Annotated in this window: 22 protein-coding genes and 1 pseudogene; 8 read left to right on the forward strand and 15 right to left on the reverse strand. The window is 72.3% G+C overall.

Annotated elements, in window-relative coordinates; translation table 11 throughout:
• Positions 1-6: 6 nt before the first annotated feature.
• The gene (locus tag OG332_RS04890) at positions 7-981 is read right to left on the reverse strand and encodes a helix-turn-helix transcriptional regulator (protein WP_327412265.1); all 975 of its coding nucleotides are present in this window, start codon (positions 979-981) and stop codon (positions 7-9) included.
• Positions 982-1096: 115 nt separating this feature from the next.
• Between OG332_RS04890 and OG332_RS04895 the strand changes: the two genes are divergently transcribed.
• Positions 1097-1507 carry a DUF3224 domain-containing protein gene (locus tag OG332_RS04895; protein WP_327412266.1) on the forward strand — a complete coding sequence of 137 codons (411 nt, stop codon included), beginning with the start codon at positions 1097-1099 and terminating at the stop codon, positions 1505-1507.
• Between the two features lie 99 nt (positions 1508-1606).
• Here the strand turns inward: OG332_RS04895 and OG332_RS04900 are convergent, their stop codons facing one another.
• The 3 genes from OG332_RS04900 to OG332_RS04910 all read right to left on the reverse strand — a co-directional run bounded on the left by OG332_RS04900 (position 1607) and on the right by OG332_RS04910 (position 4675).
• Positions 1607-1999 (reverse strand): hypothetical protein, encoded by a 393-nt coding sequence (locus OG332_RS04900; protein WP_327412267.1) that lies wholly within the window; start codon positions 1997-1999, stop codon positions 1607-1609.
• A gap of 251 nt (positions 2000-2250) precedes the next feature.
• Positions 2251-3858 (reverse strand): phospholipase, encoded by a 1608-nt coding sequence (locus tag OG332_RS04905; protein ID WP_327412268.1) that lies wholly within the window; start codon positions 3856-3858, stop codon positions 2251-2253.
• 166 nt (positions 3859-4024) lie between these two features.
• A complete protein-coding gene (locus OG332_RS04910; RefSeq protein ID WP_327412269.1) occupies positions 4025-4675 on the reverse strand; it encodes a hypothetical protein in 651 nt (216 codons plus the stop codon).
• Positions 4676-5027: 352 nt separating this feature from the next.
• On the opposite strand from OG332_RS04910, the gene OG332_RS04915 reads away from it, so the two are divergent.
• Positions 5028-5216: a hypothetical protein gene (locus tag OG332_RS04915; RefSeq protein WP_442816109.1), complete on the forward strand. Its 189-nt coding sequence runs from the start codon at positions 5028-5030 to the stop codon at positions 5214-5216.
• Between the two features lie 47 nt (positions 5217-5263).
• Here the strand turns inward: OG332_RS04915 and OG332_RS04920 are convergent, their stop codons facing one another.
• Entirely contained in the window at positions 5264-6010 is a 747-nt protein-coding gene (locus OG332_RS04920) for a class I SAM-dependent DNA methyltransferase (RefSeq protein ID WP_327412270.1), read from the reverse strand.
• Positions 6011-6223: 213 nt separating this feature from the next.
• On the opposite strand from OG332_RS04920, the pseudogene OG332_RS04925 reads away from it, so the two are divergent.
• Positions 6224-6448, forward strand: a pseudogene (locus OG332_RS04925) (histidine phosphatase family protein); the annotation flags it as partial.
• On the opposite strand, the gene OG332_RS04930 reads toward OG332_RS04925, so the two are convergent.
• The gene (locus OG332_RS04930; RefSeq protein ID WP_327419577.1) at positions 6378-7100 is read right to left on the reverse strand and encodes a hypothetical protein; all 723 of its coding nucleotides are present in this window, start codon (positions 7098-7100) and stop codon (positions 6378-6380) included. The pseudogene OG332_RS04925 and the gene OG332_RS04930 overlap by 71 nt on opposite strands.
• 139 nt (positions 7101-7239) lie before the next feature.
• On the opposite strand from OG332_RS04930, the gene OG332_RS04935 reads away from it, so the two are divergent.
• Together OG332_RS04935 and OG332_RS04940 are read left to right on the forward strand one after the other, a co-directional pair.
• Positions 7240-7842 (forward strand): TIGR03086 family metal-binding protein, encoded by a 603-nt coding sequence (locus tag OG332_RS04935; protein ID WP_327412271.1) that lies wholly within the window; start codon positions 7240-7242, stop codon positions 7840-7842.
• Positions 7843-8338: 496 nt separating this feature from the next.
• Positions 8339-8554 (forward strand): DUF6243 family protein, encoded by a 216-nt coding sequence (locus OG332_RS04940; RefSeq protein WP_327412272.1) that lies wholly within the window; start codon positions 8339-8341, stop codon positions 8552-8554.
• A gap of 228 nt (positions 8555-8782) precedes the next feature.
• Here the strand turns inward: OG332_RS04940 and OG332_RS04945 are convergent, their stop codons facing one another.
• Positions 8783-9976: a winged helix DNA-binding domain-containing protein gene (locus OG332_RS04945; RefSeq protein ID WP_327412273.1), complete on the reverse strand. Its 1194-nt coding sequence runs from the start codon at positions 9974-9976 to the stop codon at positions 8783-8785.
• A gap of 188 nt (positions 9977-10164) precedes the next feature.
• On the opposite strand from OG332_RS04945, the gene OG332_RS04950 reads away from it, so the two are divergent.
• Entirely contained in the window at positions 10165-10590 is a 426-nt protein-coding gene (locus OG332_RS04950; RefSeq protein ID WP_327412274.1) for an STAS domain-containing protein, read from the forward strand.
• Positions 10591-10819: 229 nt separating this feature from the next.
• Here the strand turns inward: OG332_RS04950 and OG332_RS04955 are convergent, their stop codons facing one another.
• The 6 genes from OG332_RS04955 to OG332_RS04980 form a co-directional block, all read right to left on the reverse strand.
• Entirely contained in the window at positions 10820-11029 is a 210-nt protein-coding gene (locus OG332_RS04955) for a hypothetical protein (protein ID WP_327412275.1), read from the reverse strand.
• A gap of 553 nt (positions 11030-11582) precedes the next feature.
• Positions 11583-12464, reverse strand: coding sequence for an ABC transporter substrate-binding protein (locus OG332_RS04960; RefSeq protein ID WP_327419116.1), 882 nt, complete (start codon positions 12462-12464; stop codon positions 11583-11585).
• Between the two features lie 115 nt (positions 12465-12579).
• The gene (locus OG332_RS04965) at positions 12580-14466 is read right to left on the reverse strand and encodes an ABC transporter permease subunit (RefSeq protein WP_442816332.1); all 1887 of its coding nucleotides are present in this window, start codon (positions 14464-14466) and stop codon (positions 12580-12582) included.
• A 229-nt stretch (positions 14467-14695) separates the two neighbouring features.
• Positions 14696-15811, reverse strand: coding sequence for a quaternary amine ABC transporter ATP-binding protein (locus tag OG332_RS04970; protein WP_327412276.1), 1116 nt, complete (start codon positions 15809-15811; stop codon positions 14696-14698).
• Positions 15808-17334: a GMC family oxidoreductase gene (locus OG332_RS04975; protein ID WP_442816333.1), complete on the reverse strand. Its 1527-nt coding sequence runs from the start codon at positions 17332-17334 to the stop codon at positions 15808-15810. Before OG332_RS04975 ends, OG332_RS04970 begins: the two co-directional genes overlap by 4 nt.
• A 72-nt stretch (positions 17335-17406) precedes the next feature.
• The gene (locus OG332_RS04980; protein WP_327412277.1) at positions 17407-18891 is read right to left on the reverse strand and encodes an aldehyde dehydrogenase family protein; all 1485 of its coding nucleotides are present in this window, start codon (positions 18889-18891) and stop codon (positions 17407-17409) included.
• A 670-nt stretch (positions 18892-19561) separates the two neighbouring features.
• Here OG332_RS04980 and OG332_RS04985 point away from each other — a divergent pair.
• Together OG332_RS04985 and OG332_RS04990 are read left to right on the forward strand one after the other, a co-directional pair.
• On the forward strand, positions 19562-20083 hold the full coding sequence (locus OG332_RS04985) for a lamin tail domain-containing protein (RefSeq protein ID WP_327412278.1): 522 nt from the start codon (positions 19562-19564) through the stop codon (positions 20081-20083).
• Between the two features lie 135 nt (positions 20084-20218).
• On the forward strand, positions 20219-20515 hold the full coding sequence (locus OG332_RS04990; protein ID WP_327412279.1) for a hypothetical protein: 297 nt from the start codon (positions 20219-20221) through the stop codon (positions 20513-20515).
• On the opposite strand, the gene OG332_RS04995 is transcribed toward OG332_RS04990, so the two are convergent.
• Together OG332_RS04995 and OG332_RS05000 are read right to left on the reverse strand one after the other, a co-directional pair.
• A complete protein-coding gene (locus OG332_RS04995; RefSeq protein ID WP_327412280.1) occupies positions 20509-21420 on the reverse strand; it encodes a YihY/virulence factor BrkB family protein in 912 nt (303 codons plus the stop codon). The genes OG332_RS04990 and OG332_RS04995 overlap by 7 nt on opposite strands.
• A 161-nt stretch (positions 21421-21581) precedes the next feature.
• Positions 21582-24314: a DNRLRE domain-containing protein gene (locus OG332_RS05000; RefSeq protein WP_327412281.1), complete on the reverse strand. Its 2733-nt coding sequence runs from the start codon at positions 24312-24314 to the stop codon at positions 21582-21584.
• Positions 24315-24445: the final 131 nt, after the last annotated feature.

Here is a 24445-nt window from a genome sequence, read left to right on the forward strand (position 1 = left end):
GCCACCTTACGTCGCGGGTCGGGCGTAGCGTCCGGCCAGCGTGGCCACCGTTTCGGCGAGGGCGCGGCGCAGTTCGGGCGGGCCGAGCACCTCGGCCTCCCCGCCCAACCGGAGCAGGTCGCCGACGGCGATCGCCTCCGACTCGACGGGCAGGAGCACCCGGACCCAGCCGTCCGCGTCGGTCGGCCCGGCGTCGGCGAGTGCCCGGCTGCCCGCCGCCCCGAACTGCATGGGCAGCAGCCGCTGTCCGCGCGGGGACAGGCGCAGCTCCGCGGTCTGCTGGTGGAGTACGGCGTCCAGGCGGCTGGTGGACTCCTGCCAGTACGCGGCGAGTTCGAAACCGGCGGGCCGTTCGAAGCCCTCCGCCGCGGTGTCCACGGCCAGGAACCGGGCGACCCGGTAGGTCCGTACGGCGTCCTCGACCCCGGCCACCAGGTACCAGATGCCGCCCTTGAGGACGAGTCCGAGCGGGTGCAGCTCGCGCCGCACCTCGCCGCGCCAGCGGCGGTAGTGGGTGCGCAGGACGCGCTGGTCCCACACGGCCTGGGCGATCTGCGCGAGGTGCGGGACGGGGTCGGCCTCCCGGAACCAGGCGGGCGCGTCGAGGTGGAAGCGGTCCTGGACCCGCCGGGCCCGTCCGGCGAGTGCGGCGGGCAGCGCGGCCTGGAGCTTCAGCTGGGCGGCGGCCAGGTCGGCGCCGAGGCCGAGTTCCTGTGCGGGTCCGGGGGCGCCGGCCAGGAAGAGGGAGCCGGCCTGGGCGTCGGTGAGACCGGTGAGGCGGGTGCGGTAGCCCTCGGCCAGCCGGTACCCGCCGGCCGGTCCGCGGTCGGCGAGGACGGGGACGCCGGAGGCGCCGAGGGCCTCGACGTCCCGGTAGACCGTGCGCAAGGACACCTCCAGCTCGGCGGCGAGCTCGGGCGCGGTCATCCGGCCGCGGTTCTGTAGCAGCAGGAGCAGGGAGAGGAGCCGGTCGGCGCGCATGGATCCCATTGTCCGCCGTACCTGACAGAAGGTGTCAGGTACGGCTGCCAGCCTGGGCACAGCCTGATGAACCGCCGGGCGGAGCAGACCGTCCCGGCCGGCCGAGAGGAAAGCCATGCCCACGCCCGTAGAGACCGGTGGCCGCTTCACCTTCGCCAACTGGGAGGAGAACCCCGTCGGATCCACGGAGGCCGTCCCGCGGCTCGCCCATGCCCGTGTCACCAATGCCTTCACCGGTGGGATCGAGGCCGCCGAGACCGCGTGCGACTACACGATCGCCTACACGGGGGAGAACGTCGGCAGCTACAGCGGCATGGAACTGCTGACCGGCAGCGTCGACGGCCGCAAGGGCGGCTTCGTCCTGGAGGAACGCGGCACCTTCGATGCCGGCGGCACCGTCTGCCACTTCGAGGTGGTCCCCGGCTCCGCCACCGGAGACCTCGCCGGACTGACGGGCTCCGGAGGCTTCACCTACCGCCACGGCGATTCCTCCGTCGCCTACTCCTTCACCTACGACCTGACCTGAGGACCGGGCGCAGCACGGTCCCGGGCGGGGCCACGCCGTCGTGCCGCAGAACGCGCCCGACCTGCCGCAGCCAGGGTGGTCCGCCGACCCGTTGCCCGCCTACGCCGGCCCCTCGGGGACGGGGGCCGGCGTAGGCGGGGCCTCCCAGTTCTCGGGGATCAGCGGCGTCGGCATCAACAGGGCGAAGATGCCCGCGACCAGGGTCTCGACGAGGGCGATCGGGCTGAGCAGCACCGTGGCCCAGAGCGGCAGCGTCAGCGCCGCCATCGTCAGCCCCAGCCGGGCCCGGAACGCATCCACGGGCATCCGAACGTGCCCCAGGCCCGCACAGACCGCCAGCAGCATCGTCACGGCGCCGCCCGTGCCCAGCACCACCAGGGCGAATCCCGCGAAGTCCACGAAGGAAGGGCCCGTAACGCCCAGGACCGGCTCGGCCGCCGGGTACGCGACGAGCCACACGGCCATGTGCACCCCGCAGTACAACGCGAGCATGCGCCCCATCCTCCGCAACACCCGCCCGATCCCGGGACCACTTCCGGCGTCCATGCGCCCCCCATCGATTGAACGTGTTCAATTATGGGAATCGTAGCACCTGCCAGGACGACCCCGGATCCCTGAAACACCCCCGGGCCGACGGTCGTTGACCGTCGGCCCGGGGCATGCCGCAGGGTGCTGTCGCCCCCCTGGGTGGTTCTTGCGGAGCAGACCTGGAGGAGGCCATGCCCCCTGGCGCAGGAAGGCCGTCAGCCCTGGCAGAGGCCGCGGGCGTAGTCGTACGTCGCGGTGGCCTGGGAGTACCGCCACTGCGGGTCCAGCAGGTCGCTCTTCAGCTGTCCGGCCGCCGCCGGGCTCTCTACGACGTAACCGAAGTCCTGCAGCCAGGACGGGTACAGGTTCTTGGAGCCGATGTAGAAGGCCGATCCGTCGACGGAGACCAGCTTGTGGTGCTGGGCGTACGGCTTGCCGTCCGCCCAGGTCGGCTGATCGGAAGCACGGAACGTCGCCAGCTGGAGGTTCTCGCACAGGGCCGTCCGCGCCCGGCCGCCGTCACCGGTCAGGGCCGTCACCCGGCCGCGCAGGGCGTCGCTCACCTCGGAGAGCGACTTGATCTGCGAGTAGCCGCCGCTGCCGATGGTGCCGCGGTTCGCCGGGTCGCTCACGACGATGCGGACCTTCACCCCGGAGACGAGCTTCGCGGCGAGGGCGTCGTAGAGGCGTACGTCGTAGCGGGGCAGCGGCGGGCACGTGGCGTGCACGTCCTGCTGGGAGATCTCGATGTGCGAGGTCGCGCTGGAGACCAGGGCGCGCAGGGCGCTCTCCTCCGGGTTGACGGTGTCGTAGTCCCGGTCGGCGTTCGTCCTGTCGTACACCCCGATCCCGCACCTGGTGTCGCCGGCCGTGGGCAGGACCGGGCGGAAGGCCGAGGTGGGGTCACTCTGGCGGATGCCCACGCCGAGCCCTCCGACGGCGAGCGCGGGCACGTTCCCCCCGCCTTCCGGGGAGGCGGGCCGGGGCAGGGAGGGCATGCAGTCCGCGCCGGGCGAGGCGGCGAACCAGACCGAGCTCCAGCTGCTCTTGTTGCGGCAGGTCCAGTCCCAGAGGGAGTCCAGGTAGCGTCCCGCGGAGCCCGCGGCGGGCCCGGACAGCGCGAGGTCGACGTCGCTCACCGGGTGGGAGGTCTCGAGGTAGTCGTCCTTCCAGCTGTTGATGCCGCCGGTGATCACCGAACTGCCGTCCACCACGACCAGCTTGGAGTGGTTCCAGGAGAAGGCGGTCTTCGAGGTGGTCATCGAGGCCACGTTGAGCGTGATGTTGCCCGAGGCGGCGGGGCCGAGCTTCGCGAGCAGTTCGTCGCGGTACGACGACGGGATCACCGTGGAGTGGTAGATGGGCGCGGCGCCGACCAGGATCCGCACCTTCAGCCGGTTGCCCTTCTGGGCGGATTCCCTGAGGCCCGCGACGATCGCCTCCTGGTAGCCGCCGTTGGGGAAGGGCGCCAGCGTCGATATGTCCACCGTTTCCCGGGCGCCGGCGATGTCCTGGCGCATCTTCTCCAGGAGACGGCGGGATCCGGGCCGGTCGGTGCACGTGGCGTCGCCCCAGCAGCCGGGCGTCTGGAGGAGCCAGTCGGCGCCGCCGGGGGTGGAGGAGCCGAGCCGGTTGCCGGAGGTGCGTTCCCATACCGAGCCCTCCAGGCCCGGGGAGACCTGACGCAGGGTCTGCTCGACCGAGTCCAGGTGCGGTGTGGGCGCGTCCGCGGCAGACGCGGGGGCGGTGGCGCCGAGGAGGGAGAAGCCGAGCGCGAGGGCCGAGGTGGAGACGAGGGCCGTCGTACGGACGGTGCGTGCCAATGTGGTTCCTTGACTGGGGGGTGGCTCTGGCCGGGAGCGTGGTCGGCCACACCTCCGACCTTGATCAACTCCCGCAAGTTACCAGCACGTAGCCCTCTGTTCACCCGCCTCGGGCGAGTTCCGGCCACCCGAAGCCGAACCGCCCGCCGACCGCCCGGCCCCCGGGTCAGAGCGGCGGCGAGTCCGTCATCAGGGAGGCGAACCAGGCGTTGTACGCGACCCGGCGGGGACAGCCGGCGGCGGAACGCGGAGTGGCCCGGCAGCCATCGGGGCGGCGCTCACCGTGGCCGTCGCCTCCTCGGCGCGCGGGCTCCGGGCCGAGGGCGGCGGACACCTGGGCGAGTCGGCAGTCGGGCAGCGCGTCCCGGTTGGCCGGATTGCGGAAGGAGTGCTTGCCGTCATCTGCCTGGACCCCGTGGGTGCCGGTGGTCCACCGGGCGGGGCCGGCCATCCCCTGGTGGCGCAGCACGGACGCGGCGAGCCGGCCCGGCTGTGCGGCGCCGAGGCGGTCGCGCAGGCAGGCAGCGAGCCGTTTCCCGGCGTCCGCCGGCAGGTCGGTGTCCCCGAGCGCGGGCAGCAGGAGGAGCAACCGGGTGCCGGGGTCGGTGGTGGTGCCGCCGGGCAGGCCGTTGTCGGCGGTGCGGACCAGCTCGGGCCAGGACAGGCCCGGGCCCCGCCAGTGGCCGGCATCGCGGGCGAGGACTTCCGCGTCGTCCCATTCGGGGTGGTGAGCCACGTAGTCGACACCGGCGTCGTCGTCGGCGTTCTCGTACACGACGTGCAGGCGGAGTCCGCCCGCCACGGGAACGGTGAACACGGGCCCGTCCTCTGCGGCCCACAACCGACGTGCGAAGGCCCGGGAGGCGACCGGGCGTAGGGCCCGAGCCAGGAGCGGGGCGCCCTGCCCCGCAGACACGCGCTCAGGTGCTCCCACCAGAACAGCTGCTCGTCGAGGAGTTCCGGACGGTGGGCGAAGGGCCGACTGTCGTGGACGGACAGGCGGGCCGGATGCAGATCGGGGCGCAAGGACACCCCACATTGTGCAGGGCGGCACTCGCCCGGAAGGGCCGGCCGGCGCAGATCCTCAGGCTCTCCGCCACGACCCGACCGTGTTGATCGCCGCGATGAACGAATGACTGCGGGACGCCCCTGGCTGCGATCACGCGACGGTGAACGTCCGGGATCTCGACGTAAAGCCGCTGATCGCCCGCCGGGGCACCAGGCATGACGCGGGACTCGGCGCCCAACGCCGGGTCGTGGAGCGAGCATTCGCCCACGTGCACCGCTTCCGCCGCCTGCGGATCCGCTGGGAGATACGCGATGACATCCACGAAGCCTTCCTCGCCCTCTCCCGGTAGGAGTGTCAGGACTGGAACGGCTTGCGTTGACGGCCCGGCGGCCGACGTCAGGTTGGCTTGCGCCACACGGAGATGTGCTTCGCACAGTCCTGGGTGAACGGCGCCCCGTCCCAGCCCGCGACGCGACGTTCCAGCTCGAGCCCGGCGATCCGTGCCATCAGGTCGAGCTCTGCCGGCCAGGCGTAGCGGTGCCGGGAGTTGTCGCGGCGGTAGCGGCCGTCGTCGTCGTCGCCGTCGCGGGTGAAGTGGTGCGAGACGAGAATCTGCTCGACGAGGTCGAAGGTGTCGAAGCCGAGATGCCCTTCGGAGACGTCGAAGGGCACCGCGACCTGCCCGGGCGGCAGGAAGCGCAGCGGCGGCACGCCGAGCTCGATGACGAACCGGCCGCCGGGCGACAGGTGACGTGCGGCGTTGCGGAAGCACTCGACCTGCTCGTCCTGCGTGAGCAGGTTCGTGATGGTGTTGTAGACGAGATAGACCAGGGTGAACTCGCCGGGAACGACGGTGGTGGCCATGTCCCCGATGACTACCGGGAGCATGTCCTCGTCGATCTTGCGCCGCAGCACCGCTGCCATGTGCTCGGACAGTTCGATGCCCACGACCGGCACGCCGCGTTCCCGGAGCGGGACGCCCACTCGTCCGGTCCCGATGGCGAACTCCAGCGCCCGGCCGTCTCCGACGAGCTCGGCGAGGAAGGCGAGAGTCGGTCCGAGGACGGCGGCCGAGGACGTCTCGGCCTCCTCGGCGTCGTAGCGGTCGGCGGTCGCACGGGTCCACAGCTCACTGCTCGTCACGGGCGGCCACTTTGCCGGGTACCGAGGGGCACTGTCGACGCATTTACCTTCCACCGGCTCCGATCACACGGTTCGGGGCGCACGGTCACGGCAGTGGTGCGGTCGTTCTCCTCGGCGCAGCGTGCACCGCCCACAGCTCGTCGTCGACTTCCCGTGGCTTCGGCCGAGTGAAGCCGTCTCGGCATGCCACAAGATCAGATAGCGTGCGCGGCTATGGGTGAGCTGATCGTGATCAGGCACGGCCAGACCGAGTGGAGCCTGTCGGGACAGCACGCGGGCCGGACCGACGTTCCGCTGACCGGCGTGGGCGAGGCTGCGGCCAGGGCTCTTGCTCCGAGGCTGGCCCGCCGCCGTCTCGTCGCCGTCCTCAGCAGCCCGCTGAGCCGCGCCATGCGGACGGCCGAGCTGGCCGGCCTGACCGGCGCCAAGCCCGATCCATGCTGGAGCAGCGGCGTCGGCCCGTCTCCTGGCTGCCGCTCAGCGGCGACCCCCATGTGGGATCGTGTCGCGATCCTCTCGTCAGGCGGGTGAGCAGGTGCTCCACGGTGTGAGGGGCGGCGTTCCGCGGCACCCCGGCCGAAGTCAGGGCGGAGCCGAGCCTTGCCGGCGCTTCCTCCGGCACGTCCGGATCCGTCAGGAGGGGAAGGACCAGCAGGAGGCGGGCGGCCGTGTCCTCGACGCCTTCGGCGCCGGGGGGCGGGGTATCGGCGAGGCGGACCAGTTCGTGCCAGGTCAGCCCGGTCCCCGAGAGGTCTCCTTCCCAGCTGGCGATCTGCTGGGCGTGAGCCCCGCCTGGACGGGTGAGGAGGTAGTCGATGCCGTACTCGCCGACCATGTTGCGGAAGATCACCACAGCTCCGGAACCGTCTTCGGCCGGCACCCGGAACACGGGCCAGCGTTCGGGATCGAAGAGGACCTCGGACATGGCATCGGTATCGGCGCCGTCATCGCCGAACCACTCCGGGACAGGATGCGCGGCACTCGACCCATCGGCGCACATCTCCAGGAGGTAGTTCGACCAGAAGCCGCGGCGCGTCAGCAGTGACTCGCCCGCAACCAGAGGGCCGTCGTCGTATCCCTTGATCAGCACCCCTGGATCCTGTCACCAGCCACTGACACGGTCGATCCGGGATCAGTACGCGCCGGGTGAACATTCGGTCCGCGTCGCGATGAGTATGGGCTCCGCCGCCGGTCTACCCTTCAGACCCATCGCCCCGAAGGAGCGGCAGATGACGCATCCGACGACTCTCGACCTCGGACCACAGGCCCGGATCGTGGCCCGTCTCGCGGCAGGTGTACCGGACGCCCGGCTCGCCGACCCGACGCCCTGCCCCGAGTACGCGGTCAGCGTCCTGCTGCATCACCTCACGGGCCTCGCCGTCGCCTTCCGCGACGCCGCCCGCAAGGACCTGGGCCCCACGACCGACACGGCTCCCGACCCGGCCGCGTCCTCCCTGCCCGCCGACTGGCGCGAGGAACTGCCCCGGGTCCTCGGCGAGCTGGCCGAGGCCTGGAGGGATCCTGCCGCCTGGACCGGTATGACCCGCGCGGGCGGCGTGGACCTACCCGGTGAAATCGCGGGTGCGGTGGCTGCCGACGAACTGGTTGTTCATGGCTGGGACCTGGCCCGGGCCACCGGCCAGGAGTACGCACCGGACCAGGCCGCGCTGCGCGCCTCGCATGCGTTCCTCCTGGCGGCCGCCGAGGACGAGAGCCGCGGCGGGGGCATCTTCGGCCCCGTCGTGCCTGTACCCGACGACGCCCCGCTACTGGACCGGGCAGTCGGGCTGAGCGGGCGCGATCCGGGTTGGACGCCTCCGACGTCCCCATGACAGAGGCCATCGTGTGTGGCGCTTCTTGTACCGCTGCTCGTCGAACACGGGTGGCCGCCCGCCTCCGCACGAGCCCGTGCGGAGGCGGGCGGCAACGCACGTCGGCGCTCAGGTGCAGCTTGCCGGTGAACCCGCCGCACGAGCGGCCCAGGCCCTCACCGCCCGCGGCGGCCCAGTAGCGCGCATCTGGACCTGCCTCGGGCGGGCGGCGACCACTGGCGGGTGCTGGCGGGTGCTGGCGGGTGCTGGCGATGGTGGGATTCCCGGAGGGAGACGGCTGCCCCCGGGCGCTCGCCGAAGGCCAGGCCGACGCCGGGGCGGCGAAAAGCCTGGCGCGCGGGGCCGACGGGACCGGGTAACGTCTTTGTCATGTTCTTCCAGACACAGATTTACGAGTGAGAGCGTGAGGGGCCCCTGCTGACGTCCTTCGACATCACCGCACCCGTCCCCCACCGATGAATCCGTAGATCACTTCACATCACCACCGGGAGAACCCGTGACCGACAGCAAGAACATCAACAACCCCGTGGGTCAGGGCGGCGGCCAGCGCAAGAAGCTGTCCCGCGCCGAACGGCAGAACAACGGTCCGCACCGCAACCTCGACCGCCGGGGTGCAGCCGACCAGAAGGCGGAGCTGGTGCGCAAGATGCGCGAGAAGGCCGGCGCAGCTGAGGGCGCCGGGCAGGCGGGCGACGACACCGCACAGAGCTGACGCACAGCCGCCGCAGGGCGGCACCGCACGGGGCAGCCGCAGATTCGGCAGCCCCGTCACCGCCACCACGCCGAGCCGCACCAGCAGCTCAGCGCGTTACCGTGCCCAGCCCGGGCGACACCGCATCTGAGGGCCGTCCCGCAGGTCACTGCGCCCACTGATGGAAGCAGACTCCCGCCCGTCCGTCGGGCCACCACCCATGCCGGACCATGAGAGGGGCAGTGCGGGTCAGGCGTGGGGTCCCACCGTGACCTTGCCGAGCGTGAGGTGCGCAGTTCCCTCGAACAGGGCGCCCGTACGTGCCACCTGTTCGTCCAGTGCACGGCGGTTGGCCGCGTTCAGTCGGGCCACCGGTTCCACGGTGAGCGCGATGCGGCGGCCCGTACGTCGCTGGTGCCAGACACCGGCGACCGTGCCGTCGACCAGGAGGACGGGGTAGTTGCCGGCCTGGCCGCCGGCCAGGGCCCGGGTGGCCGCAGAGCCGGAGAAGAACAGTTCGCGGGGGCGGCAGGCGACGACGTACGCGTCGAAGTAGGGCAGCAGTCTCAGGCCACGCGCGGGTTCGTCCGGGAAGGCGGTGTCGCCGGCGGCGACCCATGCGCGGCCGGGCGCACAGGCCACGGCCTCGATGCGGTCCTTCTCGGCGAGGGAGGCGAAGAGCGCGGCGGCCCAGCCCTTGGGGGCGGCGAGCCAGGCGGCGAAGTCTTCGGCGGTGGCGGGTCCGTAGGCGCGCAGGTAGCGGTTCACCAGCTCGTGCAGCGAGCGGGCGGGAGAGGCAGGGGCGCAGTCGGGATTGGTGTACGTGACCTTGCGGCCCCGATCGCGGCCGAACGCCAGCACTCCGCGCTGCGCGGCGGTGTGCGTGACCTGGCGCCAGCGCGGCCACAGCGTCTGGAAGGCGGGCATGACCGGGTCCGCGGCCCAGGAACCGGTCCGTGCCACGATCGCCTCGGTGAGCTCGTCCACCGTCAGTTCGGCGCCGGTGAGCGCGTCGGCGATCGCTGCGAGCACCTCGTCCGTCTGGGCCGCCGTCATCCGGGCTTCTGGGCTCAAGGTGCTGGGGCGGGCGGGCAGAGCGGAGAGGGCCCCGGTCCACCAGGGCAGGTCCTGGGCAGGCAGCAGATGGATGGTGCCGCGCGGCCCGAAGGTCTTGACCAGCGCGGCCGGTCGCCCTCCCGGGCCCTGCCCGCGGGCCGGACCGGGTCCGCCGGTCAGCGCGTCGCGTACGTCGGTGCGGGTCGCGCCGTCCAGGCGCAGCGCGATGGAGAGTTCCGCCGCGGACATCACCTGGGCGTGTGCGCCGAGCATCCGCCCGGCGATGTCGGCGGGCGAGGTACCGGCGGTCGTGGCAGGGGTGAGGAGTCCTTGCCGGTCCATCCGGCGGGCGTTCGCGGCGGTCCAGGACACCGGGATCGACTGCATGGGGCCACGCTACGTCTCGCCGGGCAGGACCGGGGCCGGCAGCGCACCGAATGCCGCCGCGCGGCGGGGCGCCTGACGCCTCATCCGGGTGGAGTCTTTCCTCCTGTCGGGGATCGCTACTGGTCACATGGGGTGAAAGGATCGCGTGGCTCGTTTCCCGGCACCGGGTGGGAAGCGTTGATGGGGATGTGAGTACCTCAAACACCGCCCCGATACTGCCCGCCGCTCTCGCGCCCCTGGCCCTTCCCACCGTGCACGACTCGGGCGCTGACACCGCGCCCTGCGGCATAGTCGTCCACTCCTGCACCACCCTCGGCGCCACTCTGGTCGTCGGCCTCAGCGGGGAGATCGACCACTTCAGTGCCGCCCCGCTGCGGACGCTCCTGGCCTCGGCGGCCGACGACGGCTACACCGGCCTGGTACTGGACGCCTCCCGCGTCACCTTCGCCGACTCCGCCTTCCTGGCCGTCCTCGAATGGTGGCCCCGGCACGGACGCCGCCTCAGGCTCGCGAACCGCTCCCGGGCCGTGGAACGCCTCCTGCACGCGGCCGCCGCGGCGACGCAGCAGCCGGCCCAGACTGTCGTCTCACTGACGGCGCAGGCGACGTTATGACGTTCATACTCCTGACCTGCACTCCGATGCTCGCGGCAGTCCTCCTGCTGTACGGGGACCGCTGTGAGCCGCGGAACCGCCGCCCTACCCAGCCACCTCCGATCACACCTCCCAGAACCCTGATCCACTGCCCCCTGGCGCCCCCGGTCTTCGGCGCGATGGCGTAACCCCGGTCAGGGGGGCCCGCGATGGCCGCGGGTCCCCCTGCGGGCTGGGCAATTGCCTCCGGTCAGCCGAAGCTTCGCCTGCGGTCCCCGGTCTGCTGCGGTGGGATGTGGCGCAGCCGGCGGGGGCGACGCCGGCTCCGACCGGTCCTGCGTGCGTCCTCATCACGGGACCGGGCTGCGCCTTGGTCGGATTCCTCGGGCGCCACCGCCGGGGCGAGCGTGATCGCAGCGATGACCGCCGTCACCACGACGAGGATGATTCCGATGCTCACGGACATGATTCCCGCCTTTCGCCTTGACCCAATTCTCTTGTAGCTACTCAGCGTTTCCCATGTGAGGCGTGATAAACACGTTGAGTGATGTTTGGCTTGGATCGACCCGCCGGCGAAGTCCCCTGGCGGTCGCCGACATCCGCAGGAACAGAGTCAGAACTGTCTTTCATGCCGCTCACATTGCCCGCACCGCTTCAGGAGCGCCGATGCACCTCGTGCAGATCGCCGTGCGTATCCGGGCGCCATCGTGTGCCCCTGTTGTCGGTGAAGCAGGCGACGGGCATGTCCAGGGTGTCCGGCCGCTCAGGGAGAGGCTCCAACAAGAAGACGTACGGCTCGCGGCTCTCGTTGCCGAACACCGCACGCCAGACGCCTGCCTCATCGAGCCGCGCCCTGCAAGTGACCTCATGACGGGCGCCGTAACGCCCGTCCACCGCATCCCGCCGCGGGCCGTGCCATGCGGCTCCGCGGACCGGCAGTACGGTCCGGCTGGTGGGCGTCCCCGCGCCCTCACCTCCTCCCGCCCGGGAGGGGAGAGGGCGCGGAGGGGTCGTCACTGCACCCAGGGCTTCCACACGTTCTCGTTGCGCTCCACCCACTTCTTCGCCGCCTGCTCCGGCGACAGCTTCTCCTCGGCGATCATCAGGGACACCTCGTTCTGCTGCGCCTTGGTCCAGTGGAGCTTCTTCAGGAAGTCGGCCGCCTTTCCGCCCGACTCCGCGAAGCGCGTGTTCAGGTACTTCTGCAGCGGTGTGTGCGGGTAGGCGCAGGCCACCTTCTGCGGATCGTCCGCGCAGCCCTCGGTGTACTCGGGGAGCTTCACCTCGGTCATCGGGACGCGTTCGAAGAGCCATTGCGGCTCGTACCAGTACGTCAGGAAGGGCTTGTGCTCCTTGGCGAACTGCTTGATCTGGGTGATCTGGGCCGCCTCGGAGCCGGCGAAGACCACTTCGAAGTCCAGGCCCAGGTTCTTCACCAGTGCCTTGTCGTTCGTGATGTAGGACGGGGAGCCGTCCATCAGTTGGCCCTTGCCGCGGCTCTCGGGGGTGCGGAGCTGGTCGGCGTACTTGTCGAGGTTCTTCCAGTCGGTGACGTCGGGGTGGGCCTCGGCGAAGTACGTGGGCACGAACCAGCTGATGTGGCCCGTCACTCCCAGGTCCCCGCCGGGGGTGATGGTCTTCTTGCCCTCTACGTACCGCTTCTCCTGTTCGGGGTGGCCCCAGTCCTCCAGGATGGCGTCGACGCGGCCCTGGCTGAGGGCGTCCCACGCGGGGACCTCGTCGACCTGGACGGTGTCCACCCGGTAGCCCAGCTCGTGTTCGAGGAGGTAGGCGGCGACGGCGGTGTTCGCCTGGGCGCCGACCCACGACTGGACGGAGAGGGTGACGGTCTTCGCGCCCTGTGCGGCGGCGTACGGGGAGGACTGGCGGGTCATGTCGGCGGCCCCGCAGCCGGTGAGGACGGCGAGTCCGGTCGCGGCGGCGAGGACGGCCGCGCTGCGCCGGCGGCCGAGAAGCGGGCCGAGGGCCCGGTGGTGTGCGTCGCGCATGTCAGGCCTCCTTCGAAGGCTGGGTGACGCGGTCGAGGAGCAGGCCGAGGCAGACGATCGCGGCGCCGGCCACCAGGCCGGTGGCCAGGTCGCCCTGCGCGAGGCCGAGGACGACGTCGTAGCCGAGCGCGCCGCCGCCGACCAGGCCGCCGATGATGACGACGGCGAGGACCAGTACCACGGCCTGGTTGACGGCCAGGAGCAACGCAGGCCGGGCCAGGGGCAGTTGGACCTGTCGCAGCAACTGTGAGCGGGTCGCGCCGAGCGAGCGGGCGGATTCCACGACGGTGGGGTCCACCTCGCGCAGGCCCTGGACGGTGATCCGGACGACGGCCGGGAGCGCGTACACCACCGCGGCCGCGGCGGCGGGTGCGCGGCCGACGCCGAACAGCGCGACCACGGGAATGAGGTAGACGAACTGCGGCAGGGTCTGGCACACGTCGAGGACGGGCCTCAGCAGCCGCTCGGCCCGGACGCTGCGGGCCGCGCCCACGGCGATCGCGAAGCCGAGTACGAGCGTGACCGCCACGGCGGCCAGGACCTGGGAGAGCGTGTCCAGGGAGGCTTCCCACACACCGAGCACTCCGACGGCGCCCAGGGCGAGGACCGCGGTGAGTGCGGTGCGCCAGGTGCCGGCCAGGAGGGCGAGCGCACAGGCCACGAGCAGGAGCAGCCACCAGGGAGCGGCTTGGAGCCCGCTGCGCAGCGGGTCGAGGATCCAGCCGGTGAAACGGGCGGCCCAGTCGGCGGTGCCGCCGACGACGGGTACGCCGGAGTAGAGGTGGTCGGTCATCCAGGCGACGGCCGCGTTCACGGGGGCGGCCAGGGAGACGGTCCAGGACTCGGGCCACAGGGAGCTGCCGGCGATGCGGCCGGCGACCGCGGCGGCCACGGCCGCGAGGAGGGTGAGCAGGCGGCCGTACCAGCCGGAGAACACCCGGCGCAGCAGGTGCTGTTCGTGAGCGGGTACGGGGTCGGCGCCGATGCGGCGGCCGGCGGCGTCGGCGGTGCGGTCCAGTACCACGGCGAGCAGCACGATCGGGATGTCGGCGGCCAGGGCCGCGCCGACGTCCACGGAGGCGAGGGCCTGGTAGACGCGGTCGCCGAGGCCGCCGGCGCCGATCACGGAGGCGATGACGGCCATGGACAGGCCCGTCATGATGGCCTGGTTGACGCCGAGCAGGAGCTGTCGGCGCGCGAGCGGGAGACGGGCTGTCAGCAGCCGCTGGCGGCCGGTGGCGCCGAGCGAGGCGGCGGCTTCCATGACGCCCGCGTCCGCTTCGCGCAGGCCGAGGGCGGTGAGGCGGGCCATGGGCGGGGCGGCGTAGACCACGGTGGCGAGGACGGCGGCGGGCACGCCGATGCCGAAGACCAGCACCATCGGCAGCAGGTACGCGAAGGCCGGCAGGATCTGCATGGTGTCGAGTACGGGGCGCAGCATGCGGTCGGCGCGCGGGGAGAGCCCCGCGGCGAGGCCCAGCAGGGCGCCGAGTACGACGGAGGCGGCGACGGCGACGACCATCAGCGCGAGGGTCTGCATGGTCGGCACCCACATGCCGAGCAGTCCGCAGGCGGCGAAGGCGGCGGCGCAGGTCAGGGCGAGCCGGATGCCGGCGAGTCGCCAGGCGACCAGGGCGGCCAGGGCGGTGACCCCGGTCCATCCGGCGGCGAGGAGAACCACGTACACGGCGCGGACGGACACCACGACGGCGTTGCTGACGTGGCCGAAGAAGTAGAGGAACAGCCAGTGGCTGTCGCGGTGGTCGATGATCCAGTCGCCGGCGCGGCCGAGCGGGCCGGACAGGTCGACGGCCAGGGCCGCGGGCCAGCTGCCGGCGCCCGGGAAGGCCACGGCGAGCGGGATCAGCAGGGCGGCGGCGACGCCCATCGGGAGGAGGAGTCCGCGGCGCCCGGCGAGGCCGGGCAGGGCTCTGCGGGGGCGGTCCCGCGGAGCGGGCGCGGTGCGGGAGGGACGCGGGCCGGCGGACCGTCCGGAGGTCCGCGGGGCCTGCGCGGGGGCGGCGCCGCGGGGGTCGGGCGGGGTGTGGGTCGGGGTCGCGGTCACGCGCACCACCTCCGGGCGTCGGGAACGGGGACCTGGGGACGGGCCGGGCAGGTCATGCCGCCACCCCCCGTCCGGCTGCGGCCGGGAGCCCGGCCACGACGGCGAGCAGCCCCGCGTCGTCCACGACGCCCAGGCAGCGGCCGCGGTCGACCACGCGGGCCGGACCGCCGCTGAGGGCGACGGCTTGGATGGCCTCGGCCACGGTGGTGGCGGGGGCCAGCGCGGGTCCCTGTTCGGCCTCGCCGGCAGCGGCGGGGCGCATCGCGGTGCGGACGGTGAGCACCTGTTCGCGCGGGACGTCGCGGACGAAGTCCCGTACGTAGTCGTCGGCGGGCGAGCCGACGATCTCCTCGGGCGTGCCGAGCTGGACGATGCGGCCGTCGCGCATCAGCGCGATCCGGTCGCCCAGGCGCAGGGCCTCGGCGAGGTCGTGGGTGATGAAGACCATGGTGCGGCCCTCTTCGTGGTGGAGGCGGGCGACCTCCTCCTGCATCTCGCGCCGGATGAGGGGGTCGAGGGCGCTGAACGGCTCGTCGAACAGGAGCACTTCGGGGTCGGCGGCGAGGGCGCGGGCCAGGCCGACGCGCTGCTGCTGGCCGCCCGAGAGCTGGCCGGGGCGCCGGTCCTCCAGTCCTTCGAGGCCGACCTTGGCGACGAGCTCGGCGGCCTTGTGCCGGCGGTCGCCGCGGCCGACTCCCTGGATCTCCAGTCCGTACGCCACGTTGTCGAGGACGGTGCGGTGCGGGAGCAGGCCGAAGTGCTGGAAGACCATGGCGGCGCGGTGGCGGCGCAGGGCGCGCAGCCGGGTGGCGTCCATGGCGAGGACGTCCTCGCCGTCGATGGCCAGGCTTCCGGCGGTGGGCTCGATGAGCCGGGTCAGACAGCGTACGAGGGTGGACTTGCCGGAGCCGGACAGGCCCATCACGACGAAGACCTCGCCCTTGCGGACGTCGAAGGTGACATCGCGGACGGCGGCGGTGCAGCCGGTGCGCTCGCGCAGTTCGGCGGCGGACAGGTCGGAGTCGGCGGAGCCGGGGACCTTCGCGGCGGCCTTGTCGGGACCGAAGACCTTCCAGAGGCCGTCCACGGAGAAGACGGGGGACGCGGCCGGATCGGTGGCGGGGCCGGCGGAGGCGGCGGGGGTAGCGGATGCGGCGGGGGTGGTCATCGGTTACCACCGTCCCGGGCGAGCAGTTCGGCAGCCTTTTCGCCGACCATGAGCACTCCGATCATCGGGTTGACCGCGGGCATCGTCGGGAAGACGGAGGCGTCCGCGATGCGGATCCCCTCGAGCCCGCGGATCTTCAGGTCCGGGCCCACGACGGCCGCAGGGTCGTCGGCGGCACCCATCCGGCAGGTGCCGGCCGGGTGGTAGACGGTGTGCGCGACGGAGCGGGCGTACGCGCTCAGCTCCTCGTCGCCGGTGATCTCCGGGCCGGGGCACACCTCGCGACCCAGCCAGCCGGCGAGCGGCTGCGTCGCGGCGATCTCGCGGGCGATCTTGATGCCGTCCACCAGGGTCCGGCCGTCGTAGTCGTCCTCGTCCGTGAAGTAGCGGAAGTCCAGGGCCGGTTTCACCTCGGGGTCCGCGCTGGTCAGGTAGAGCCGGCCGCGGCTGCGCGGCTTGGGGATGTTGGGGGTCATCGACACTCCGTGCGCGGGGCGCTCGTAGCCGATGCGCTCGGGGTTGTCGGTGAAGGGGACCTGGTAGAAGTGGAACATCAGGTCGGGCCCCGCGGAGTCGGGGTCGCGCCGGACGAACAGGCCCGCGTCGCTGTCCATCGCGGAGTTCTCCGGTATCGGGCCGTCGGTCTCCCAGACGATCACCGACTCGGGGTGGTCGAGCAGGTTCTCCCCGACCCCGGGCAGGTCGTGCACCGGCGGGATGCCGAGGGCCTCCAGGTCCGCGCGCGGGCCGATGCCCGAGTGCAGCAGCAGCCGCGGGGTGTCCACGGCGCCGGCGCACACCAGGACCTCGCGGCGTGCGGTGACCAGGGACTGCGTGCCGTCCGCGGCCCGTACGCGGACTCCGCGCGCCCGGGTGCCGTCGAGTTCCAGGCGGTGGGCCCAGGTCTCCAGGAGGATCCGGAGGTTGGGGCGTTCGTCCATGACGGGGTGGAGGTAGGCCACCGACGCGGAGGAGCGCTTGTTGTCCTCGGGGTGGTAGGCGAGGTCGAAGAAGCCGGCGCCCTCGTGGAAGGGCTTCCGGTTGAACCCCTCGATGCGCGGCACGCCCAGGGCGGTCTGCGCGGAGTCGACGAAGTCGCGCGCGATGGCGTTGCGGTCCTTCTCGGCCACCGGGACGATGTTGTTGAGGAGCCTGTCGAAGTACGGGTCCATGGCGGCCGCGCCCCAGCCCTCGGCTCCCGACTGCTCCCACTCGTCCCAGTCGGACGGGAGCGGTTTGAAGGCGATCAGGGTGTTGTGCGACGAGCAGCCGCCGAGGACGCGGGCGCGGCTGTGGCGGATGTGCGAATTGCCGCGGGGCTGCTCGGTGGTCGGGTAGTCGTAGTCGAGCTCGCCGCCGAGCAGGCCCATCCAGCGGCGCAGGGTGAGCACGTCGGGGCGGTCGACGTCGCTGGGGCCGCCCTCGATGACGGCGACGGTGACGTCCGGGTCCTCGGTCAGGCGGGAGGCGATCACCGAGCCGGCGGTGCCGCCGCCGACGACGACGTAGTCGTACTCCTGCACCTGCTGCTGCTCCGCGGGGGCGGGGGTGTACGTATGCGTGGGGGTGGGGATGGTCACGGCTCTGCTCCTCCTTCAGCCCGCGAACCAGCGCACGGGGCGCGGGGCGAGGTTCTGGTACACGTGCTTGGTCTCGCGGTACTCGGCCAGGCCCGACGGGCCCAGTTCCCGCCCGGTGCCGGACTTGCCGAAACCGCCCCACTCGGCTTGCGGGAGGTAGGGGTGGAAGTCGTTGATCCAGACGGTGCCGTGGCGCAGCCGGCCCGCCACGCGACGGCCGCGGCCCGGGTCGGAGGTCCACACCGCGCCGGCGAGGCCGTACTCGGTGTCGTTGGCGAGTGCGACGGCCTCGGCCTCGGTGCGGAAGGTCTCGACGGTCAGGACCGGCCCGAAGACCTCTTCCCGTACGACGCGCATCCCCCGGTGGCAGCGGTCCAGCACGGTCGGCCGGTAGAAGTACCCGGGCCCGTCGGGCCGCTTGCCTCCGGAGCAGAGCACGGCTCCCTCGGAGAGGGCGGAGGCCACGTACTCCTCGGTGCGTTCGCGCTGGCCGGCGGACACCAGCGGTCCGCACTCCACGCCCGGGTCGGTGCCGCGGCCGAGGCGGATCCGGTCGGCCCTGCGGGCGAGTTCGGCGACGAAGCGCTCGGCGACGCTCTCCTCGACGATGAGCCGGGAACCGGCGGAGCAGACCTGGCCGCTGTGCATGAAGGCGGCGTTGAGGGCCTGGTCGACGGCGGTGTCGAAGCCCTCCTCGGTGGTGCAGGCGTCGGCGAAGACGACGTTGGGGTTCTTGCCGCCGAGTTCGAGGGCGACCTTCTTGACGGAGTCGGCGGCCGCACGCATCACCTTCGTACCGCTGGCGAGACCGCCGGTGAAGGAGACGAGGTCGACGTCGGGGTGGGCGGAGAGGCGCGCGCCGACGGGGTCGCCGGGTCCGGTGACCAGGTTCGCGACGCCGGTCGGCAGTCCGGCCTCCGCCAGCAGGCCGATGAGGGCCACCGTGGACAGCGGGGTGATCTCGCTGGGCTTGAGCACGAAGGTGTTGCCCGCGGCGAGGGCAGGGGCGATCTTCCAGGAGGCTTGGAGGAGCGGGTAGTTCCACGGGGTGATCAGGGCACAGACCCCGACGGGCTCGTGGACGACGACGCTGTGGACGTCGGGGGTACCGGCGTCGACCACCCGGCCGGGGCTCTCGCCGGCGACGAGGTCGGCGAAGTAGCGGAAGGCGTCTGCGACGCAGTCCACGTCCACGCGGCCCTCTTCCAGGGTCTTGCCCGCGTCGCGGCTCTCCAGCAGCCCGAGGCGTTCGCGGTCGCGGTGGAGCAGGTCGGCGGTGCGGCGCAGGAGCGCGGCCCGCTCCAGGACGGGGGTCTGGGGCCACTCCCCGCCGTCGAAGGCCGCGCGGGCGGCACTGACGGCCGCGTCGGTGTCCGCGATGCCGCCCTCGGCGACGACGGCGAGGACCGTGGCGTCCGCCGGGTCGAGGACCTCTCGGGTGGCTCCTGATACCGCGGAACGCCAGGTCCCGGCGATGTGGATGGTCGTCTGTTCGGACACGACGCGCTGTACCTCCGATTCCGGCACCGCGGCCTACCCGCGGTGGTGCTGCTCGTGCGCGCTTGCCCCGGTCTGCGGAAGCCATGTCCCGTACGTCACCGGAAGTGACGGGAGTCACTCCCGGTCGCCCCCGAGAAATAGGGGACAAATATGGGCATTTACGCTCCTTGGGAGCGACGGCTGCGTCAGCGCGGCGCGCGGCGGTCAACCCCCTGCTCGGGTCGACCGCCGCGACCGACCCTGCGCATTGCCGGCACTCTCGCGGGCCGCAGAAGCGGCAACGTCACCAGCAGTCGCACGCCAGAGCGGAAGTGCGCATCCGCGTGCGAGGAAACGGCAGGAGCGCCTGTTACAGGACGCTAAATCCATTCGGCGCACAGCGCGGGGCATGGCGTGAATGAACTGGTTATGTGGCCGAATCCCCCTTGCTTCGACCAATGCAAGGGCCGCGCCCCGCCCTGCCCCGTTTCCGTCAACCAGACCTTGACACTTGCCTCTTACAAGCGAGAGTTACGGACATGTCCGCATTGAGAAACACACATCACGAGTTGTGGCGGTTGGCGATGGTCCGGGCCAGAGTGTGACTCCTCGGCAGGACGCCGGGAACCGCACGGAGCCCGCCCGGCTCGTACAACGCCGGGTCGGGCTGACTGTTCAAGGAGCCATCTGCATGTCTGCTTCTCTCGCCACCCGCCGCCTTCTCGCCGCGGCCCTGGCCGCCGGCGCCCTGGTCGGCGCGGCCGCCGTCCCGGCCGCGGCCCACGACGACGACCGGCACGGCCACCACGGCCGGCACGCCTCGATCGTCATCGGCGACGTCCAGCACGAAAGCCGCGGCCGCGGCCGCGACAACCGCGCCCTGAACCGCGAATGGGTCGAGGTGAAGAACACCGGCCGCAACGCCGTCAACCTCCGCGGATTCACCCTCACCGACCAGGACGGCAACCGCTACCGCTTCAACCACCTGCGCCTGGACGGCCACTCCAGCGTCAAGGTCCACACCGGCGACGGACGCGACACCCACCGCGACGTCTACCAGGACCGCCGCCACCAGATCTGGGACGAGCGCGACACCGCCACCCTCCCGACGACCGCGGACGCGTCATCGACACCGAGAGCTGGGGCCGCCGCGGACACCACGACAACCACCGCCGCTGACCCGGACCGGCAGCCACGGCATCGGGAACTGTGAACTGCCGGCCACCCACAACGCGTGCCGCGGCAACCAGCCGCGGCACGCCACCCCCCACACCCGGGCCCGCCCGACCGCCCGAACCGCCCCCCGCCCGAATCGCAGCAGCGCATCCGTCCACACCTGGAGGTTCACGTGGAGTCCTGGCAGTGTCCCCCGTCAGCGGTCACGGTCCCTCAGCCAGCCCTCGACCCCTACCGCTTCCCCGGCGCCGACACGGTCGACGCCGTGCCCAGTGGGGCGCGGCCGACCGGTCCACGCCGAACCCGGCCCCTGCAGCCCTCGGACCGGCGGCGCTTGGAACTCCACGCCGCGCTGACCACCGCCGGCGTTCCACCCACCCCCGGTGACCTGGAAGCCATCCACACCCTGTCCGCACTCGACGACACGACCAACGCGGCCCTCTTGCGATGGATCACCGCCGACTACTGAGCCCGCTGCCGGATGCCGCGCGGGCCGCCGGCCCCCCGTGACCGTTCGGCGTTGAACTGGGCCCCGGTGAGCAGCGCCAGATTGGCGAACCAGAGCCAGACGACGAAGACCACGATGCCGGCCAGCGAACCGTAGAGACGGCCGTACGTGTCCAGCTCCGTGTAGAGCGTGAAGAGCCCCGAGGCGGCCAGCCAGAGCAGGGCCGCCAGTATGCCGCCGGGCAGGCCCTGACGGGCGCCCCGGCTCTGGGACGGGCCGGTGCGGAAGAGCACCAGCACCAGGAGGGTGACGACCACGAGGAGCAGGGGCCAGCGCAGGAGCGCGATGGTGTCCGGGCCTCCTCCGGCGGCCCGTGCGGCCCATCGGGCCGGCGGCCCGGACATGACCAGCCCCGCGGCGCCGACGACGAGCAGGGACAGCAGCAGCGCGGCATTGATGAGCAGCGTGTGGGCCGCACGAAGCGGACGTCGCGTATCGGGCACCCGGTGCATCGTGTGCAGGGCGCGGCGGAAGACCGCCAGGTAACTGCACGCCGACCACAGCGCACTCACCACACCGCTGAACAGCAGGGCCCACATCGACGAGTGTTCGGCCGAGAGGCCGCCCAGCGCGTCACGGAGCACCTGCGCCGATTGCGCAGGCGCGTACGCGGTGAGGTCTGCGATCAGCCGGTCCCTCGTCGCCCCGCCCAGCAGCCCCACGAGGGAGACGGCGATGACGAGCGCGGGCAGCAGCGCCAGTAGTGCGTAGTAGGTGAGGGCGGCGGCGTGGTCGGCGAGATGGTCCGTCCAGACGCGGACGGCTGTACTCCGCAGTGCGGCGCGGGTGCGCGCCGCGAGGGCGGTGGCAGTGGCGGTGGCGGGAGGACCGCCTCGACGTGGTGCGGTGCGGGGGATGTCGGTCACGCCGTGCAGGTGCCCTGCGGGCCCGGGCCCATGCGCCCGTGAGGTCCGCGCATCCGCGGTCCGGTGCGGCGGGAGTCGGCGTACTTCGACCCGGCCCCTCACCGGCAAAGGGGCGCGGGCCACGACGGCCCGCGCTCCCTCGCTTTCGGCCAGTGTTCAGGTCATGGTGCGCCGAACGTCAGTGTCAGCTGCGGTGTGCCCTCGTTGGCCTGCGCCTCGGAGGACCACAGCCACAGGGCGTCCGCACCGGTGCTGCTCAGTGCCAGGCCGTATTCGCCGCCGAGCGCCGCCGCGACGGTCGCGGTGGTGAGCGCGGTGGTGTGCACCGCGCTGCCGTCCGGGATGCCCGCGAAGCTGCCCAGCGCCGGGCTGCCCAGGGCGGGGCGGTTGTTGTACGTGGTCCCGCCCTCGCTCCACGACCCGGTGACCGGGACGACCGAGACGGTGTCCGTCGTACCGGCGCCGCTCATGGTGCTGGTCTTCACGCTGAGGGTCGCCGACTTCAAGGCCGTGCCCGCGGGTGCGGCGGGCAGGTCGAAGCGCAGGTAGCTCGCGTAGAAGGAGGTGCCGCGCACCGCGAGCGAGCCCGAGGTCCCGTAGTTGGTGGCGGGCGCGCCCGCGTTGGCGTACGTGTCCTCCGCGGCGGTGACCTGGACGACCGAGTCGGCCGGGGCGGTGGCGAGGGCGTAGTGGTTCTGCACCTGCGCTGCGCTCAGGACGGTCGGGTAGACGGCGGTCTCGTCGAGCCGGCCCGCCCAGTACTCGCTCGTCGGGCGGTCGGGCCAGCCGCCGAGGCTGTCGCCGCCGGCGTGCCAGTAGCCGGAGAAGTTCTCGTGCGTGGTGACGTTCAGGGTGCCCTTCTGGACGCCGTCCACGTACAGGGTCATCCCGCCGGGGCCCTGGCTCGCGACGACGTGGTGCCACTGGTTGTCGTTGTACGCGCCGCTGGTGGTGACGGTGCGGGTGGCTCCGGTGTAGACGCCGTAGACCAGCCGGCCGTCGTTGGTCATGTAGATGTGCTTGTCGTACTGATTGCTGCCGCGTGCCTGGTTGTTCCCGAAGCCGAGGAGCTTGCCGCCCCGGGTGGTGTTCGTCTTAAACCAGGTCTCGATGGTGTAGGTGCTGCCCACCGTCTGTCGCTTGTCCGCGTACACCCGGGTGTCCGTGCCGTTGAAGCCGATCGCCGTGCTCGCGCCGGAGACCGCGCCGGGCGCCTGCCGCAGGGCCGGGGCGTTCAGGTGCACGCCGCTCTGGTTGCCGGCGGCCGAGGAGTCGGCGACGAAGGGCAGGGCCGACTCGTCGTAGCGCCAGTACTGCTGGGCTCCGTCGGCGCGGACCTGGTGGGGGTAGCCGTCCACTTGGGCCGGGACGGTCACGCTCGCCGTCGAGGACGGCGCGCTGGTGTTGCCGGCCGCGTCGGTGGCCGTCACCCGGTACGTGTAGGACTGGCCGGCCGCCGCGGTGGTGTCGGTCCAGGAGGCCTGCGGGCGCTTGAAGAACAGCGAGTCGGCGGTGACCGTGGCGATCGGCGTGGCCGCGCCGTTGCGGTAGATCCTGTAGGTCAGGGCGCTGTCGTCCAGGTCGAGGCTGGTGCGCCAGCGCACCTGGACCTCGCCGGGCTTGAAGCTGACCGCGCTCGCGACGGGCACGGTGGGCGCGCCCGTGTCCCCGGTGGAGGCGAAGCGCGTCAGGCTCTGCTGCGCCGCCCCGTTGACGGTGGTGAACTCCCCGCCGACCCACAGGTACTGGACGCCGCCCTTGGAGCCGACCGTCATCACGCGCGGGCCGATGCCCTCGCCGATGCCGTCGTTGGTGTCGGGGGCCCAGCCCAGCTTGCCGGTGCCGCTGGTGGGCTGGGCGAGCAGGTGGTGGCGCTGGCCGTCGGGGAACTCGCCGACGCTGGAGCAGTCGTGTGCGTGCGAGGCGCTGTAGAGCACGCTCTGGTACGGCAGCACGGCCTGGGTGGCGCCGAGGCAGGTGTCGCGCCAGCGCTGGCCGAAGTCACCGAGGTTGAGCGCGATCCGGCCGTCGAAGACGCCTCCGCCCGTCCCCTCGTTGGCGGTGTAGAAACCGGTCGCATCGGTGGCGATGTCCTTGACGACGGAGTTGGTCTCGATGAAACCGGCGTACGTCTTGGTGAGCGCCCCGCTCGTCGCGTCGACGACGGCCAGCGCGTGCGTGTTGGCGCCGTTGACGGTGAAGAAGTCTCCGCCGAGGACCACGCTGTTGCCGTCCGGGGTGACCTCGACGGCGCGCCCGGGCTCGTCGGCGTCGGCGGTGAAGGGCTTGAGTGCCCCGTCGGCCGCGCCGACGGCGCCGAAGCGTTCGCGCGGTCGGCCGGCGACGCTGAGGAAGTCACCGCCCGCGTAGACGGTGTCGCCGGTGACGGCGAGGGCGCGGACGGTGGCCGCGAAGGCCGGGCGGAAGCCGGCCTTCACCGTGCAGCTCGCCACGTCGATGGCGGCGAGGCTGGACACGGCCGTGCCGTTGACGGCGCCGAAGTAGCCGCCCGCGTACAGGGTCGTCTTGTCCGGGGAGAGGGCGAGCGCGCGGACCGTGGCGGTGCCGGAGGCGACGGTGAAGGACAGTTTGCAGGAGGTCGGGGCGCCGGTCGCGGCGTCGAGCGCCACGAAGTTCACGGCCGGCTGCTCGCTGCCAGCGCCGCCCGCGGGCGGGCGCACGGTGGAGAAGGTGCCGCCGGCGAAGACCTGGCCGCCCGCCTCGGCGAGGGCCCAGACGACACCGTTGGGCTGCCAGGTCGACAGCGGGTCGGCGGTGAAGGCGACGGGCGGGGTGACGGCCGCCGCTTGGGGGACGAGGCCGAGGCCCAGCCCTGCGCCGGTTCCGGCCAGGAACAGGGCGAGAGCGGCCGCCAGCCTTCTGGTTCTACGCATGAACCCCCCAGTTCGGTGTGCGGTGCGGCCGTGTGGCGCGGCCGGGTGAGTCATGGCCGGAAGCCGCCGAACAGCAGTCCACAACCATGCGTACGGGCGAACCCTAGGGCGATTCCGCGCTCGGTTCATCC

Origin of the sequence: Streptomyces sp. NBC_01233, assembly GCF_035989305.1 — a bacterium.
Taxonomy (GTDB): Bacteria; Actinomycetota; Actinomycetes; order Streptomycetales; family Streptomycetaceae; genus Streptomyces.